Below are 15,869 nucleotides of genomic sequence, written 5' to 3'. Positions count from 1 at the left end.
TGTTCAAAGCGCGACGAACCGGGGGGTCGCGAGGCCCTCCGGTTTTGTTTTTACAGGAGTTTTTATGCGTTTCCTTATCGCGTCCGCCCTGTTGGCCAGTGCCGCCATCGCTACCCCTGCCCTGGCGCAGGATGCCCCCGCCTCCGCCCCCGAGGGCAAGGAATTCCAGGGTTTCAAGATCCTCGCCGTGACCGGCATCGACCATGTCACCAGCTCGGCCGGTAACGAGACCGGCCTCTCTTATGGCGGCGTCGTCGGCTACGATTATCAGGCAGGCAAGGCCGTGTTCGGCGTCGAAGGTGAAATCGACGGTTCGACCGCCAAGGATTGCGCCAACAACGTCTTGGCCGCGGGCGATCGTCTTTGCGTCAAGGCTGGCCGCGATCTCTATGCCGGCGTCCGCGCCGGTGTGGTCGTCGGCAACAAGGCGCTGCTCTACGTCAAGGGCGGCTATGCCAATGGCCGCATCAACGCGACCTACACGGCCGGCGGGACCACCACCAAGGATGGCACCAATTCGGACGGCTGGCGCGTCGGCACCGGCGTCGAACTGCCGTTGGCTAACAACCTGCTCGTTCGGGCCGAATATCGCTACACCAACTATTCGGACAGCGATGTGGCTCGCCATCAGGGCCTGGTCGGCTTCGGCGTGAAGTTCTGATCAGACGATCGACCAGGGTCTGAGTACAGACCCAATACGGACAGCAGGGGCCGCGCGGGGAAACTCGCGCGGCCTTTTCGTTGCTAGACCTGCGTCCCGAACACGTGGCCGATGGCGGCAGTGACGGCCATGGCGAGCGCGCCCCAGAACACGACGCGTATCGCACCGCGTATCTGGCTCGCGCCGCCGGCATGCGCGCCGATCGCGCCGGTCGCGGCGAGGAGCACGAGCGTGACAGCCATCACTGCGAGGACCAGCGAGCGGCCGCCGAACAACAAGGTCATCAGCACCGGGACGATCGCGCCGGTGGCGAAACTCGCGGCCGAGGCCAACGCAGCCTGGACGGGCCGCGCGGCGAGATCCTCGCTGATCCCCAATTCGTCGCGCAGGTGCGCGCCCAGGGCATCATGCGCCATCAGCTGATCGGCGACCTGAAGCGACAAATCATGGTCGAGCCCGCGGTGGCGATAGATGGCGGCGAGTTCCTGGCGCTCGGCTTCGGGTTCGTCGGACAATTCCGCGGTTTCGCGCGCGATGTCGGCGCGCTCGGTATCGGCCTGGCTGCTGACCGACACATATTCCCCCGCCGCCATCGACAAGGCACCGGCGGCGAGCCCCGAAATCCCGGTCAGCAGGACAGTGGTACGGTCGGCATTGGCGGCGGCGACGCCGACGATCAGGCTGGCGGTTGACAGGATGCCGTCATTGGCGCCGAGCACGGCCGCGCGCAGCCAGCCGATGCGCTGGACCAGATGCCGCTCGCGATGTCGTCGGATCGCCATTCGTCCCCCGTAGATGGTTTCCGGACCGGAACAATAAGTGCTTTTCCGAGCACCCTTAGCTTAACGTGCCACCTTCAAGACCAAGCGCAACCTCAAGATCGGCCAAGGCCTGCTCGCTGGAGGAAACCTTGATCGCCGCCATGCCGAGCGCCGCGGCCGGTTTGCAGTTGATCCCGAGGTCGTCGAGATAGGCGCAGCGGTCGGGCGTCACGCCCAGCGCGTCGCAAGCCAGGCGATAGATTGCCGGATCGGGCTTGCGGATGCCGACTTTCGAGCTTTCGACGACATGGTCGAACCGCGCCATGATCGCCGCGATCGCCTCGGCCTTGTCCGCGGTCGAGGACATCTGGGCGCCATGGCCGGCGGGAACGTTGTTGGTGATGCAGCCAATGCGATAGCCGTTCGCCTTCAGCCAATCGACCGCATCAACCATGTCGGCACGAATGTCGCCGGACAGCAATGCGAGTACATCGCTCCCCGGAAGCTCATGACCAAATGCGCGCGCCTCTTCCGCAAACAGCGAATCGAACCGGTCGGAGTCGATCTCGGCGCGCTCGAACAGCGCCCAGGCATTGGCGTCGGGATTGGCCGAATTGATCCGACGGACGAGATTGTGCGGCAGGCCGCGTTCGGCCTCCATCCGGTTGAATGCTTCGAACGGCGAGGAGGTGATCACCCCGCCGAAGTCGAAGATCACGGTATCGCGCGTCATGGTTCGATGAGCAGACCAATGCGCGGATCGACATTGCCGGCGACTGCGTCGCGATAGGCGGCAAGCGCAGCCTCGGCGCCCGAGCGGCGATCGATCGCGGTCAGCCGCTTGGCGATCGGCATGAAGTCCAGCCATGCATCTTCGCTTTGCCGGCGCAAGCCGTGCGCGCCCCAATCCGCCGAGCGCTTCTTCATCCTGCCCGGCGCGAAGAAACCGATCGGACGCGGCCCCGGCAGCGGGGCGCCACCGCGTTCGGAATCCCAATGCGTGATGCCGACTACCATGTCGACCGCCAGCGCGTCGCCGAAGCGTTCGTGCACCGCACGCGTCGCCGCCGGATTACCGGCGAAGTCGACCAACGCGACTTTCCCTTCAGCCGCGATCGCGTCGATCGCGCCATAGTCGACGACCTGGTCGTACAATCCGGTATCGGTGGTAAAGGCGGCGCTGCGCGACGAGGCGAGCGCGACCAGTCGCGGGCCATGTCCGCGCGCCTTCATCACGTGCGCGAAGGCCAACGCGGTCTTACTCGAAGCGCCGCTGACGATGACGGTGCCGGCGCCGAAATCGTCTTCGTCCTCGAATTGATCCGCGATCAGCCAGCCGGTCAGGAACAAAGGACGATAGACCGGCCACCAATCGTGATCGGCCTCACGGTGATCGCCCAACGCCTTGAGCCGCGAATATTGGTTATAGGCGCCCGGCAACGATTTGCGCCGCGGCGTCACCTCGGTGAATCCGGTGCCGCGGATCTGCTCGGCGGCGAGCACCGCGTGGCTGGCGAGCGGCCAATAGCCGTAGAAGCGGTCGCCAACCGAGATACCCTCGGCCGCCGATCGCGTCGCCGTCGCGAACCCCCAGACCGGCAACCGGCCCGGCTCATCACGCGCCGAGAAAAAGTCCCAATAGCCCGCGTCGGCGCCGAGGAACGGGGTCTTCTGACCCAGGGCGGCATAAGTGATGTTGTTGGCGGTCAGCGCGACCAGATCGATCGCGAATTCGGCTTCGCCCGGCCCAGGTGCGCGGTCGGGCAAATCGGCGACATTGGCCTGCGCGATGTCGTCGCGCGCGATCTCGATTTGCCAGCGGCCCATGATAGTCTCCTGCGTCAAACCGACATGGGTCCGCGTCGCGCTATGTCGCCCCGCACGCTCGAATCCGCAACCTGCAATCCCGCCGCCTCAAGCGCCGCGCGCTGGTCGGCGCCGCGCGTGGTCAGCATGATCTGCTCGACCATCACCGATCGCGCGAACAGCGGGGTCGCAAAGACATGGTCGATCCACGCGGCGGTGCGCGGCCAGCGTGCGGCGTCGGGCGTCCAGCCGGCCAGCGCCGCGTTGCGGAAGAAGCTGGCGAAAGTCAGGTCGATCATCGACAGGTCGTCGAACACGAAGCCGGCGACGGGCGCCTGGGGCTCGAGCCAATCCATGATTTCGGGGAGATCGCGCGTGATGACGGCGGCGACTACATCCTCATCGGTCTCCTGCTTCCACACGCGCGGCTTGACGTTGCGCTGGAAGAACAGCTTCCAGATCATCACGTCGCCCAAGCGGCTATCGGCGAATTCCTCCAGCCAGCGTGCCCGCGCCCGCTGGGCGGGATCGGCCGGATAGAGCGGTTTCTCGGGATAACGATCGTCGAGATATTCGCAGATCACGGTCGAATCCGGGATCACCAGATCGCCGTCGATCAGCACCGGAATGCGCCTGAGCGGATTGAGCCGGGTGAATTCGTCGCCGCCGAAAAACGGCACGATCGGGTCGATCTCATAGTCGATGCCCTTATGGTCGAGCGCCAGAAAGACCTTGCGCGCATAAGGGGAGACGTGGTTGCCGATGATGCGGATCATGCTGCTCATCCGTTATAGTTGAGCTTGAGGCCCGGGCGCGGCCAGCGGAGCTTGGCCAGGCGCCCGGTCCCCGACAGGCAGATATAAGCGTCCATCATGTCGTCCCCGCCCCAACAAATGTTAGTGGTGAAGATGTCGTCGGTGGCGACGAACTCGACCAAATCGCCGCCGGGCGAAATCACCGAAATGCCGCATTCGCCGAGCGTCGCGACGCAGATATTGCCGCACTCCTCGACTCCGAGCGAGTCGAAGAATTTGTACCCGGCGGGGCGATAGAGCGGGATGCCGGGGCCGCCCGGACCAGCGCTGCCGTCGACCTTGCCCGGGGCGATGACGTTGAAGGCCATCAGCCGGCAGGTATAGGTTTCCGCCGCGTAAAGCCGCTTACCGTCGGGCGACAGGCCGACGCCGTTGGGGTTCTGGCTGGGGAAGATCACTTCCTCGAGATGGCTGCCGTCGACCTTGCCGTAGAAGATTCCGACGATGTCGTGGCAGCGCTTGTCGTAATCGACCTTGCCATGGTCGGTGAACCAGAAGCCGCCTTCGCCATCGAACACGATATCGTTGGGGCCACGCAGCACGCAGCCGAAATCGCCCGATTTGTAGAGAATTTCCACGCTGCCGGTAGCGATGTCGATCCGCTCGATCCGCCCGCCCGAATAGTCGCGGGCGATGCCGTGCGGCGCGAGCATGCCTTTATTGTCGATATAATCGAAACCGCCATTGTTGCAGCAATAGAGCTTGCCGTCAGGGCCGATCGCCAGGCCGTTGGGGCCGCCGCCAGGTTCGGCCACCGTCTCCTTCGAGCCGTCGGGGCGGACTCGCGTGATGCGGCCGGCGGCGATCTCGACCAGGATGACGCTGCCATCGGCCATCGCCACCGGGCCTTCGGGAAACCGCAATCCGTCGGCGACGATCTCCATGCCCCACTCCCGCTCGTCATGGCCGGGTTCATACCCGGTCTTCGAAACGGTCATGCCGCGTCCCGCGGGCGAAAGGAAGATGGTTTTGGCGGAGGGCGGTCGTCGCTCTTAGCCCTCTCCCGCTCGCGGGAGAGGGTTGGGTGAGGGTCTTCTTTCTTCTTTCTTCTTTCTTCTTTCTTCTTTTTCGCCCCGTCTGCTTGGAAGAAGTAAGAAGACCCTCACCCTCCCACCGCCTTTGGCGGCGGGCCCCTCCGGCATCAGGTAAACAGCGCCCCGCGCTGTTTAGGTCATGCCGGGGGCATGACCGACCTGATGCGCCCGCAAGCGGGAGAGGGGTATCACCGCAGTAATCAGAACCGTTCGCCGACCAGTTCCTCGCTCTTCGCCCAGAGCGCCTTGGCGTGATCGGCGTCGAGTGCGTAGGCGCGCACGCCGCCGCGGATGCCTTCGCCTTCCTGTAGTTCCGCGACGTGGCAATCCTCGCAATATTTCCCACCGATTTCGGCCGGATCGGCGACGATCGCGGCCCAGACCGAGGTGGCTGCGCCTTGCGGAATGGTCTTGAGCTCGAAAGCCGGTGCGCCCGCCTTGGCCGCGGTTTCGTTGATCGAAGCGACCAAGGCGGCCAACTGGCCTTCGTCCATATGGCGGCTGAGCTCGGTCTGGATGCCGCCCGGATGAACCGCCGTCGCGCGGACGCCGCGATCGCGATGGCGCCGGTCGAATTCGACCGCGAACAGGACATTGGCGGTCTTCGACCGGCCATAGCCGATCCACGGTTCGTACGGCGTGTGCTCGAAATTGGGATCGTCGAGGTCGACGTCCGAATAGCGATGCCCGGCCGAGGACAGATTCACCAGCCGGCCGCCATCCTTGAGCAGCGGCGCGATGCGGTTGATCAGCACGAAATGGCCGAGATGGTTGGTGCCGAACTGGGTTTCGAAGCCGTCGGCGGTGTGTCCGAACGGCGGGACCATGACGCCGGCATTGGCGATGATCACGTCGAACGGGCGGCCATCGGCGTTGAGCGCGTCGGCACAAGCGCGGACGCTGGCGAGCGAGGCAAGGTCGAGCTCGACGATCGAAAAGGCGCCCTTGCCCGCTTCCGCCGCGGCGCGGACCTCCGCCGTCGCGCGTTCCGCTTTGGCGACATCGCGCGCGGCACCGACGACTTCCGCGCCATGCGCGACCAGCGCGCGCGCCGTCTCCACGCCAAGCCCGGCCGAAACGCCGGTGACCAGGATGCGCTTGCCCGTCAGATCAACGCCAGCGAGCACATCCTCGGTAGTCGATTTCTCGCCGAATTGGATCGTCATCATCATTCTCCATGAATGTCGGAAAGAGGGCCCGGAGCGATCGCCATGCGCCCTCGCCGCCTATTTGGGCGCGGAGGTCGCCACCGCGGAGCCCGATCGTCTCGATCGCTTGCCCAATCCTATCAGCGGCGCACGATTTCAGGTCGGAAGCGCTTGCGCTTCCCGTCGCCGCGACCACCTTCGCTATCATGCAGGACAAACTCGACGAGATGAGCCGGCGCGTCATGCGCCACACGCAAGGCGTGGCATTCGTCACGGCGATCCCACGAGTCGGGATTGGGGTGGTCGATCAACCGAGCAAGCCAATGCCGACCGTGTACGAACCAATGATCTGCCTGGTGCTGCAGGGCGCCAAGCAGGTGATGATCGGCGACCGCATTCTGCACTACGACCCGGCATGCACCTTCATCGCCTCGCTCGAATTGCCGGTGTCCGGCTGTGTGATCGAGGCGTCGCCCGACAAGCCCTATATCGCCGCCAGCCTGACGATCGATCGCGCGATCTTGGCCGATCTGCTCGCGACCATGCCTTCCTCTCCCGAAGGGCAAACCGCCGGCTTCGCGGTGACGCCGGTCACGCCCGATTTGCTCGACGCCTGGGCGCAATTGCTGGCCTTATTCGACGCGCCGCAGGACATTCCGGTGCTGGCGCCTTTGCGCGAGCGCGAAATCCTCTATCGCTTGCTGCAGGGGCCAGACGGCGGATTGCTGCGCCAGATCGCGCGCGAGGACAGCCAATTGTCGCGTGTGCGACGAGCAATCCACTGGATCCAGGCGCATTTCGACCAGGCGATGCGGATCGAAGGGCTGGCCGAGATTGCAGGAATGAGCGTCCCGTCGTTCCACCGCCACTTCAAGGCGGCGACGGCGATGAGCCCGCTACAATATCAAAAGACGCTCAGGCTGCATGCGGCGCGGCGGATGCTGGTCGCGAGCAACGATGCCAGCCGCACGGCCTATTCGGTCGGCTATGAAAGCGCCTCGCAGTTCAGCCGCGAATATGCCCGCATGTTCGGCGCGCCGCCGTCGCGCGACGCCGACCGGCTGCGCGGCCTGCAGGTAGCGGATCTCGCGGAAGCGGCAGGCTTGGCGTGAACGAGTTAGCCCGAAGCCCCTCTCCCGCCTGCGGGAGAGGGCGGGGCCCGCCGCCGGAGGCGGTGGGAGGGTGAGGGTCTTCTTTTTTCTTCTTGGACCATAGCTGCTGGGAAGAAGAAAGAAGACCCTCACCCAACCTGCACCGGGTGAACAGCGCCCCGCGCTGTTCAGGTCATGCCGGGGGCATGACCGACCCGGTGCACCCGCGCGCGGGAGAGGGCTTTTGGTCGCGACACACGAATAGGGGGCCGCGCGGTACCGCACGGCCCCCACGTCAGCGCGGTGAGCGCTGCAAGCCGGACAGCGACTAGATGTCGTCGCCCAGCGCGCCCTTCACCTTGCCGACGAACTGTTGGCCCTTGCCTTTCAGTTCCTGGCCGGCGCCTTCGGCGGCCAATTCGTCGTCCTTGCGCGTGCGGTTGGGGTCGTCGGCGTCGCCGGCCATCGCCTGCTTCACCTTGCCCACCGCCTCGTTGACATTGCCTTTGATCTTGTCGGTCAGCTCACCCATCGGTTGTTCCTCTCCATTCGCGACAGCGGATCGCCGGCGCGTTGAAATTACGGAAATAGAACGGTTTGACGGACGCGGAGTTCCTAAGACTTAAGGGGCAACGCGTTTCAGGAAGGCGAGCACCGCTTGCCAGTTATCGTCGGCGCCGCCCGGATTCTTGGCGGCGATCAAGGTCGACGACCCGTGCACGCCCGCTTTGGGAATGAATTGCTGCCGATCGGTGCTCTTGGTGGCCGACAGGATCGCCTTCGCTTCCTGCTCCTCTACCAGCGTATTGGCCGAGGTGACGAAGACCGGCACGGTGATCTTGGCCGCGGCCTGTTCGACCATCTTCTTGTCCTCGAAATATTCGCCCGGCGAGAAAGCGAGCACGCCCTTCACGCTGCCATCCGCTGATTTCGACGCGGCGACCAGGAACACCAGGCTGGCCGAATAGCTCGATCCCCAGAGCAGGATCGGCTTGCCCTGCGCCTTGTCCTTGGCCCAAGCCAGCGCCGCCTCGAGATCGGGAAGCGCGCCGAGATAATCGGCCTTGTCCTTGTAGCCGGCCATCGTCTGGTTGTTGCCGTAAAGGCCGCCGCCGACGCGCTGGTCGATCGCCAAAGCGGCAAAGCCGGCGCGCTGAAGCTGCGGCGCGATCGAGACATATTCGTCCTTCGACGATCCCGCCTGATGGAACAGCAGGATCAACGCGCGCGCGTTGCCGGAGGGATAATAAGTGCCATAGACGGTCACGCCGTCGGGTGCGGTGAGCGTCACGGCCTGGGGCGCATGGTCCTTCACCGCTGCGCTTTCGTTGATCAACGCATCGGCATTGTCGGTCTTGGATTGGGAGTGGCAGGCAGCGAGCGCAACGAGCGCGGTGATTGGCAGCAAACGGCGCATCGAGCCTCCTTGGATCAGATCAACCCGGCAAGCGGGCTGGAGGGATCGGCATAACGCCGCTTGCCCATCCGGCCGGCGAGATAGGCCAAACGCCCGCTCTCGACCGCAAGTTTCATCGCGCGCGCCATCATCACCGGGTCCTTGGCCTCGGCGATCGCCGTGTTCATCAGCACGCCGTCGCAACCGAGTTCCATTGCCACCGCCGAATCGGACGCGGTGCCGACCCCGGCATCGACCAGCACCGGTACCTTGGCGCCTTCGACGATCAGCCGGATCGTGACCTGATTCTGGATGCCGAGGCCCGAGCCGATCGGCGCGCCCAGCGGCATGATCGCGACCGCGCCGACATCCTCCAGCCGCTTCGCCGCGATCGGATCGTCGACGCAATAGACCATCGGCTTGAAGCCCTCCTTGGCGAGGATCTCGGTCGCCCGAAGCGTTTCGACCATGTCGGGATAGAGCGTCCGCGCCTCGCCCAGCACTTCGAGCTTGACCAGATCCCAGCCGCCCGCCTCGCGCGCCAGCCGCAAGGTGCGGATCGCTTCGTCGGCAGTGAAGCAGCCCGCCGTGTTGGGCAGGTAGGTGATCTTTTTCGGGTCGATATAGTCGGTCAGCATCGGCGCCTTGGGGTCGCTGACATTGACCCGGCGCACTGCGACAGTGACGATCTCCGCCCCCGACGCTTCGAGCGCGGCGGCGTTCTGCGCGAAATCCTTATATTTGCCGGTACCGACGATCAGCCGCGAGCGGAACGTCTTGCCCGCAACGGTCCAGGTATCTTCCTTCACCGCGGACGCATGGTCGCCGCCGCCGACAAAGTGGACGATCTCGATCTCGTCGCCATCCTCGACCAGGACTTGGCTAAGCGTCGAGCGCGGCACGACCTCCAGATTGCGCTCGACCGCAACCTTCTCGGCGAGGAGTCCAAGCTCCTCGGCAAGTTGGGCGAGCGTGAGCCCGGCAAAGACGCGGCGATGCTCGCCATTGACGCGGATCGAGACGGTTCCGTCGGTGTGCATGGTATTCATGGCAAATCGCGATATAGGGACGCGACCGATAGCGCCACAACCGAAAGGGCAAGGGTGACCGAAACGATCCTGGTGCTGAACGGCCCCAACCTCAATCTGCTCGGGACGCGCGAGCCGGAAATCTATGGGGCCGATACGCTCGACGACATCGCGGCGAGACTGGAAGAGCGCGCGAGGGAACTCAATCTCGAGATCGACATGCGCCAGTCGAATCACGAAGGGCATCTGATCACCTGGATGCACGAGGCGCAGGGATCGGACGTGAAGGCGATCCTGCTCAATGCCGGCGCGCTGACGCATACCAGCGTGGCGCTGTACGACGCGATCAAGGGCATCAAAGTGCCGGTGATCGAGGTGCATTTGTCGAACCCGCTGACGCGCGAAGAATTCCGCCACCAGAGCTTTGTCGGCCGTGCCGCGCGCGGAACCGTTTCCGGGTTCGGCGCACTTTCGTATATGCTTGCGCTTGAAGCCGCCGCCCGACTCTGACAGAGGGCGCGCCTTTGAGTCAGCCTCAACAGGGCGAAGAAGGGTCGAATGGCAGACAATAACAATGACGGGGGCATGCGAGTCGATGTCGAGCTGGTCCGCCAGCTCGCGTCTCTGCTCGACGAAACCAATCTTACCGAGATCGAGGTCGAGGATAACGACCGCCGCATCCGCGTCGCGCGTCAGGTGCATGCCGCGCCGGCGATGAACTATGCGGCACCGGCGGCCGTTGCGGCTCCCGCTGCGCCGGGGGGTGCTCCCGTAGCGGCTGCCGATCCGGCACCCGCTGCAATCAGCGCCAACGCGGTCAAGTCGCCGATGGTCGGCACCGTCTATCTGGCGGCGAACCCCGAAGCGAAGCCGTTCATTGCGGTGGGGCAGAAGGTCGCCGCGGGCGACACATTGGTGATCATCGAAGCGATGAAGGTGATGAATCCGATCATCGCGACGGCCGCCGGCACGGTATCGGCGATCCTGATCGAAAACGGCCAGCCGGTCGAGTTCGACCAGGCGCTCGTCGTGGTCGAGTAAGAAGTTTCTTGCCGATGTGCCGCTCCGGCCCGCTCCCCCACCCGGCCCCCCATATGATGCTGCCGTTGGGAGGCCGGGTGGGGGAGCGGGCCGGCACCGCCTAGGAAAACGACCGATGCCCGAAATCAAGAAACTGCTGATCGCCAATCGCGGCGAGATCGCGCTACGCATCCACCGCGCCTGCCATGAAATGGGGATCAAGACGGTCGCGGTGCATTCGACCGCCGATTCGGACGCGATGCACGTGCGGCTGGCCGACGAGGCGATCTGTATCGGTCCGCCCTCGGCGACCGAATCGTACCTCAACATCCCCAACATCATCTCGGCGGCCGAGATCAGCCATGCTGATGCGATCCACCCCGGCTATGGCTTTCTGAGCGAGAATGCGCGTTTCGCCGAGATCGTCGAGGCGCACGGCATCATCTTCGTCGGGCCCAAGCCCGAGCATATCCGCACGATGGGCGACAAGATCGAGGCGAAGCGCACCGCCGGCGCGCTCGGCCTGCCGCTGGTGCCCGGCTCGGACGGCGCGATCAGCGATATCACGGAAGCCAAGAAGATCGCCGAGGCGGCGGGCTATCCGGTGATCATCAAGGCCGCATCGGGTGGCGGCGGGCGCGGCATGAAGGTCGTCAATTCGCCCGAAGAGCTCGAAACCCAGATGCAGCAGGCTGGGAGCGAGGCCAAGGCCGCGTTCGGCGACGCCACCGTCTATCTCGAAAAGTATCTCGGCAATCCGCGCCACATCGAATTCCAGGTGTTCGGCGACGGCAATGGCAATGCCATCCATCTCGGCGAGCGCGATTGCTCGCTGCAGCGCCGCCACCAGAAGGTGCTGGAGGAAGCGCCCTCCCCGGTCATCACGCCCGAAGAGCGCGAGCGGATGGGCGGGATCGTCGCCAAAGCGATGGCCGACATGGCCTATCGCGGCGCGGGCACGATCGAATTCCTGTGGGAAGACGGCGAGTTCTACTTCATCGAGATGAACACCCGCCTGCAGGTCGAGCATCCGGTGACCGAGGCAATCACTGGCCTCGACCTGGTCCGCGAACAGATTCGCGTTGCGGAGGGCCATGGCCTGACACTGCGCCAGGAAGACGTGCAGTTTCGCGGCCACGCGATCGAATGCCGCATCAACGCCGAGGATCCGCGAACCTTCGCGCCCTCGCCGGGCCTGGTGAAGCAATATCACGCGCCTGGGGGCATGAACGTCCGCGTCGATAGCGGGCTCTATGCCGGCTATCGCGTGCCGCCTTATTACGATTCGATGATCGCCAAGCTGATCGTCTATGGCACGACCCGTCAGGGCGCGATCCGCCGCTTGCGCCGCGCGCTCGAGGAATTCGTGATCGAGGGGATGAAGACCACCATCCCGCTGCACCAGGCACTGATCGAGGATCCTGAGTTCCTGCAGGGGCAGTACACGATCAAGTGGCTCGAGGAGTGGTTGGACAGGCAGGGAGCATGATGAAGCGCCGGGGGGCTGCCGCATTGCTGATCTCGTGGGCGCTGGCCGCAGCGCTCGCCCCGGCAGCCGCAGAGGCGAAGCGCTTCGCAATCGCCTGCGCCGGCACGCTCAATATAGACGAGCGCGCGCTCGGCGGCCTCCCTAGGACCGAGACCCAGAAGGCCGACCAGGTCTTCGTGATCGACGAGGAGGCCCGCCGCGTCGCGCACCTCCTAACCGGTCCGCCGGCGAAGCTGGAGGACATGTGCGTGTCGCGCGACGCCGCCTGTTATTCGGCTTTTTCCGACACGCTGATCGTCGCGGACACCGGCAAGTTCGCGATGGGAGCTCTCACGGGCTCGCAGAGCTTTCGGTACGACCGGGCGGCGAACCATGTCGACATGATGGTGGCGATGGAACGTCCGGACCATCGCACCCTGCGCATGACCTTTTCGATGATGTGCCAACCGACCGGCGTTCCCGATCTGGGCTATTGACGGGCAACGCCGATTCTCAACGGGGAGAATTGAGCGATGAAGAAAGCCATCGTCATCTTAACGCTCGCGGTGATCGCCGCGGCGCCCGTCTCCCCCGTCACCTCGCTGGCCGGACGCTATTCGAAGCATTTCCAGAACGGGATGGTCGACGGGTCGAAATTCTGGTCCGACGACGTGGTCGAGATCGTTCCGGTCGACGCGGGCCACGCCTTTTTTCGCGCCGAGCTCGCTTTCTACAACGGCCATAGCTGCTCGATCGCCGGTGTCGCCAAGGCGGCCGGCGGCAAGCTCGTCTATAGTGAGAAGCAGCCGAGCTATGACGGCGGACCGACCTGTCATCTGACCATCACGACCAAGGGCAAGAGCCTGTTGCTCGACGACGGCGACGGCAGTTGCCAATCCTATTGCGGCGCGCGCGGTTCGCTCAGCGGATTCGACTTGATCCCGCTCTCATCGAAACGGCCGATCAGCTATATGGCGCGGCTCAAAGGGTCGAGCGAATATAAGGGCGCGATCGACGCCTGGAAATCGGGCAAGACCGACTGAAGCCTAAACCCTCTCCCGCATGCGGGAGAGGGAGGGGCCCGCCGCGAAGCGGTGGGAGGGTGAGGGTCTTCTTTCTTCTTCCAAGTGGAAGAGACTGAAAAAGAAGAAAGAAGACCCTCACCCAAACCCTCTCCCCGCAAGCGGGAGAGGGCTTAAATCGCGGAGGGGGGACTCATATGTTCATCGGTCACTACGCGCCGGCCTTCGCGGCCGCGACATCGCCCAAATCGCCGCGGCTCGGCGCGCTGTTCGTCGCCGCGCAACTGGTCGACATCGCCTTTTTCAGCTTCCTGATCCTGGGCGTCGAAAAGATGCGGATGCTGCCCGGCGCGACCGTGATGAACGGCATGGACCTGTACGACATGCCCTGGACGCACAGTCTGGCCGGAGCGATCGGCTGGGGCGTGCTGTTCGCGGTTGCGGTGAAAGCGCTGCGCGGTAGCTGGACCGCGGGCCTGATCGGTGGCGCGGTGGTGGTGTCGCACTGGCTGATCGATCTGCTGGTCCATCGCCCCGACCTCACGCTGGCAGGAAGCGCGCCCAAACTCGGCCTCGGCTTGTGGAACCATCCCTGGATCGAAATCCCGCTGGAGCTCGTCTTCGCGTTCGGGGGATTGTGGTTCTTCGTCAGCCGGACGCGGGCGATCGGCGCAATGGGCAAATGGTCGCCCTGGGCCCTCGCCATCGGCATGGCGGTGCTCCAGGCGGTCAACTGGACCACGCCGCAGCCGAGTGAAGCGGGCCCTGCCCCCGCTTCAACCGGCTGGCTCGGGCTGTTCGCTTATGCTGTGCTCGCCATGCTCGCCTGGTGGGTGGCGCGGACGCGGCGTTTGGCGTAGCCCCTTCCCAAATCGGGGAGAACCGGATGTCGTTGGTCGCAGAGCTCAAGGGATTGCAGCGCAAGCAAGTCCATTCGATCTGGGCAAGCTATCTCGGCTGGACGCTCGACGCGTTCGACTTCTTCCTGCTCGTCTTCATGCTCTCGGCGATCGCCAAGGAATATGGCACCGACATCAAGACGGTGTCGGAAGCGACCTTCCTGACGCTCGCCGCGCGGCCGTTCGGCGCGTTCGCCTTCGGCTGGATGGCCGACCGCTGGGGACGGCGGCCGATCATGATGATCGTGATCCTGTTATTCTCGCTCTTCTCGTTCGCTTCGGCCTTCGCCTGGTCGCTGACCAGCCTGTTCGTGATCCGGACCCTGTTCGGCTTCTGCATGGGCGGCGAATGGGGAATCGGCGCCAGCCTGGTGATGGAATCGATCCCGATCAAGCTGCGCGGGCCCGTCTCCGGCCTGCTGCAATCGGGCTATCCCTCAGGCTATTTCCTCGCCAGCCTGATCTATTTCCTGTTGTTCGACGCGCTTGGCTGGCGCGGCCTGTTCATGGTCGGGATCGCGCCGGCGATCCTGGTCTTCCTGATCCGGATGCACGTCGAGGAGAGCCCGGCATTCGAGAAACGTCGTCACGAACGGCCGGCAAATCCGATCGGCGAACTGGTCAGGAACTGGAAGATCGCGCTCTATCTCGTCATCCTGATGACGGCGTTCAACTTCTTCAGCCACGGCACGCAGGACCTGTATCCGACGTTCCTCAAGGAGCAGCATCACTTCGACACCAAGACGATCGGCCTGCTCGCGATGATCGGCAATGTCGGCGCGATCGTAGGCGGAATCTCCTTCGGCATCTGGTCCGAACATATCGGGCGCAAGCGCGCGATCATCATCGCCAGTCTGCTCGCTATCCCGATCATTCCGTTATGGGCGTTCGCCAGCACGCCGGTCATGCTGGGTCTGGGAGCCTTTCTGATCCAGGTTGCCGTCCAGGGCGCCTGGGGGATCGTGCCGGTGCATCTCAATGAGCTGTCGCCCTCATTGGTGCGGGGCATGTTCCCCGGCTTCGCTTATCAGCTGGGCAATCTGATCGCGTCGCGCAATGGTCCGATCCAGGCGTCGATCGCGGAGAGCCATGGCGGCAATTTCGGCTTGGCCATGGCGATCGTCGCAGGCATCACCGTGGTCGTATTGGTGGTGTGGACCGCGATCGGGCCCGAGCGCACCGATGTGGATTTCCTGACGGAGAAGACGAATTGAAGGCGACGATCTGGCACAATCCGCGCTGTTCGAAGTCGCGCGAGACGCTGGCGATCCTGGAAGGGACACCCGGCGTTCAGGTCGAGATTGTCGAATATCTCAAAAACCCGCCATCGCGCGACGAACTGGCCGCGCTCTACGCCGCGGCCGGGCTGACCCCGCGCGAAGGACTGCGCAAGAGCGAGGATGGCGCCAAGGCGCTGAAACAGGCCGATGACGACGCGATCCTCGATGCGATGGCCGCCAATCCAATCCTGATCGAACGTCCGCTGGTCGAGACGCCCAAGGGCGTCCGGTTGGGCCGGCCACCCGAAAAGGTGCGCGAGATCCTCTGATCACTAGGTCGAGAACCAAAATAAGCCGTTGTTCTTAAAGCGACCCATTTCCAAAACTCGTCATCCCAGCGAAAGCTGGGATCTCAAGCGGTATCGCGTCACCGCGTGAGACCAACATCGGGTCGGATCGTCCCCCGGACGATCCTTGAGCATGCGGGGCATGCTCAACCC

General features: G+C 64.3%; 19 protein-coding genes. 10 read left to right on the top strand and 9 right to left on the bottom strand.

What is annotated here, in order from left to right; all coding sequences use genetic code 11:
• The first annotated feature begins 64 nt into the window (after positions 1-64).
• The gene (locus AC1DQQ_RS16495; RefSeq protein ID WP_478028867.1) at positions 65-661 is read left to right on the top strand and encodes an outer membrane protein; all 597 of its coding nucleotides are present in this window, start codon (positions 65-67) and stop codon (positions 659-661) included.
• Between the two features lie 83 nt (positions 662-744).
• On the opposite strand, the gene AC1DQQ_RS16490 is transcribed toward AC1DQQ_RS16495, so the two are convergent.
• From AC1DQQ_RS16490 to AC1DQQ_RS16465, 6 genes are all read right to left on the bottom strand, one after another.
• Complete coding sequence (locus tag AC1DQQ_RS16490; protein ID WP_478045847.1) at positions 745-1,443, bottom strand: VIT1/CCC1 transporter family protein; 699 nt, start codon at positions 1,441-1,443, stop codon at positions 745-747.
• A gap of 55 nt (positions 1,444-1,498) precedes the next feature.
• Positions 1,499-2,155: an HAD-IA family hydrolase gene (locus tag AC1DQQ_RS16485; RefSeq protein WP_478028865.1), complete on the bottom strand. Its 657-nt coding sequence runs from the start codon at positions 2,153-2,155 to the stop codon at positions 1,499-1,501.
• On the bottom strand, positions 2,152-3,249 hold the full coding sequence (locus AC1DQQ_RS16480) for a DUF2855 family protein (protein WP_478045846.1): 1,098 nt from the start codon (positions 3,247-3,249) through the stop codon (positions 2,152-2,154). The genes AC1DQQ_RS16485 and AC1DQQ_RS16480 overlap by 4 nt, the downstream gene beginning before the upstream one ends.
• A 14-nt stretch (positions 3,250-3,263) precedes the next feature.
• A complete protein-coding gene (locus AC1DQQ_RS16475) occupies positions 3,264-4,004 on the bottom strand; it encodes a glutathione S-transferase family protein (protein ID WP_478045845.1) in 741 nt (246 codons plus the stop codon).
• Positions 4,005-4,009: 5 nt separating this feature from the next.
• Positions 4,010-4,927, bottom strand: coding sequence for an SMP-30/gluconolactonase/LRE family protein (locus AC1DQQ_RS16470; RefSeq protein ID WP_478045981.1), 918 nt, complete (start codon positions 4,925-4,927; stop codon positions 4,010-4,012).
• Between the two features lie 350 nt (positions 4,928-5,277).
• The gene (locus AC1DQQ_RS16465; protein WP_478045844.1) at positions 5,278-6,243 is read right to left on the bottom strand and encodes an SDR family NAD(P)-dependent oxidoreductase; all 966 of its coding nucleotides are present in this window, start codon (positions 6,241-6,243) and stop codon (positions 5,278-5,280) included.
• 188 nt (positions 6,244-6,431) lie between these two features.
• On the opposite strand from AC1DQQ_RS16465, the gene AC1DQQ_RS16460 reads away from it, so the two are divergent.
• Positions 6,432-7,337, top strand: coding sequence for an AraC family transcriptional regulator (locus AC1DQQ_RS16460; RefSeq protein WP_478045842.1), 906 nt, complete (start codon positions 6,432-6,434; stop codon positions 7,335-7,337).
• A gap of 307 nt (positions 7,338-7,644) precedes the next feature.
• Here the strand turns inward: AC1DQQ_RS16460 and AC1DQQ_RS16455 are convergent, their stop codons facing one another.
• The 3 genes from AC1DQQ_RS16455 to thiS all read right to left on the bottom strand — a co-directional run bounded on the left by AC1DQQ_RS16455 (position 7,645) and on the right by thiS (position 9,752).
• Positions 7,645-7,848 carry a CsbD family protein gene (locus AC1DQQ_RS16455; RefSeq protein ID WP_478042124.1) on the bottom strand — a complete coding sequence of 68 codons (204 nt, stop codon included), beginning with the start codon at positions 7,846-7,848 and terminating at the stop codon, positions 7,645-7,647.
• A 90-nt stretch (positions 7,849-7,938) separates the two neighbouring features.
• Positions 7,939-8,733: an alpha/beta hydrolase gene (locus tag AC1DQQ_RS16450; RefSeq protein ID WP_478045840.1), complete on the bottom strand. Its 795-nt coding sequence runs from the start codon at positions 8,731-8,733 to the stop codon at positions 7,939-7,941.
• 14 nt (positions 8,734-8,747) lie between these two features.
• A complete protein-coding gene (gene thiS, locus AC1DQQ_RS16445; protein WP_478045979.1) occupies positions 8,748-9,752 on the bottom strand; it encodes a sulfur carrier protein ThiS in 1,005 nt (334 codons plus the stop codon).
• A gap of 63 nt (positions 9,753-9,815) precedes the next feature.
• Between thiS and aroQ the strand changes: the two genes are divergently transcribed.
• The 8 genes from aroQ (at position 9,816) to arsC (ending at position 15,698) form a co-directional block, all read left to right on the top strand.
• A complete protein-coding gene (gene aroQ / locus AC1DQQ_RS16440; protein WP_478028857.1) occupies positions 9,816-10,250 on the top strand; it encodes a type II 3-dehydroquinate dehydratase in 435 nt (144 codons plus the stop codon).
• A gap of 48 nt (positions 10,251-10,298) precedes the next feature.
• On the top strand, positions 10,299-10,781 hold the full coding sequence (gene accB, locus AC1DQQ_RS16435; protein ID WP_478045838.1) for an acetyl-CoA carboxylase biotin carboxyl carrier protein: 483 nt from the start codon (positions 10,299-10,301) through the stop codon (positions 10,779-10,781).
• Positions 10,782-10,896: 115 nt separating this feature from the next.
• Positions 10,897-12,249, top strand: a complete 1,353-nt coding sequence (gene accC, locus AC1DQQ_RS16430) for an acetyl-CoA carboxylase biotin carboxylase subunit (protein ID WP_478028855.1) — start codon at positions 10,897-10,899, stop codon at positions 12,247-12,249.
• Positions 12,246-12,725 carry a hypothetical protein gene (locus tag AC1DQQ_RS16425; RefSeq protein WP_478045837.1) on the top strand — a complete coding sequence of 160 codons (480 nt, stop codon included), beginning with the start codon at positions 12,246-12,248 and terminating at the stop codon, positions 12,723-12,725. Before accC ends, AC1DQQ_RS16425 begins: the two co-directional genes overlap by 4 nt.
• A 36-nt stretch (positions 12,726-12,761) precedes the next feature.
• Complete coding sequence (locus AC1DQQ_RS16420) at positions 12,762-13,271, top strand: hypothetical protein (protein ID WP_478045835.1); 510 nt, start codon at positions 12,762-12,764, stop codon at positions 13,269-13,271.
• A 176-nt stretch (positions 13,272-13,447) separates the two neighbouring features.
• Entirely contained in the window at positions 13,448-14,110 is a 663-nt protein-coding gene (locus AC1DQQ_RS16415; protein WP_478028852.1) for a hypothetical protein, read from the top strand.
• 26 nt (positions 14,111-14,136) lie between these two features.
• Complete coding sequence (locus AC1DQQ_RS16410; RefSeq protein ID WP_478045833.1) at positions 14,137-15,363, top strand: MFS transporter; 1,227 nt, start codon at positions 14,137-14,139, stop codon at positions 15,361-15,363.
• Positions 15,360-15,698 (top strand): arsenate reductase (glutaredoxin), encoded by a 339-nt coding sequence (arsC, locus tag AC1DQQ_RS16405; protein WP_478028850.1) that lies wholly within the window; start codon positions 15,360-15,362, stop codon positions 15,696-15,698. The genes AC1DQQ_RS16410 and arsC overlap by 4 nt, the downstream gene beginning before the upstream one ends.
• The last annotated feature ends 171 nt before the right edge of the window (positions 15,699-15,869 follow it).

The sequence above is a fragment of the Sphingomonas sp. P4_G3 genome (genome assembly GCF_056401105.1).
This window is presented reverse-complemented; position numbering and strand designations above follow the sequence as displayed.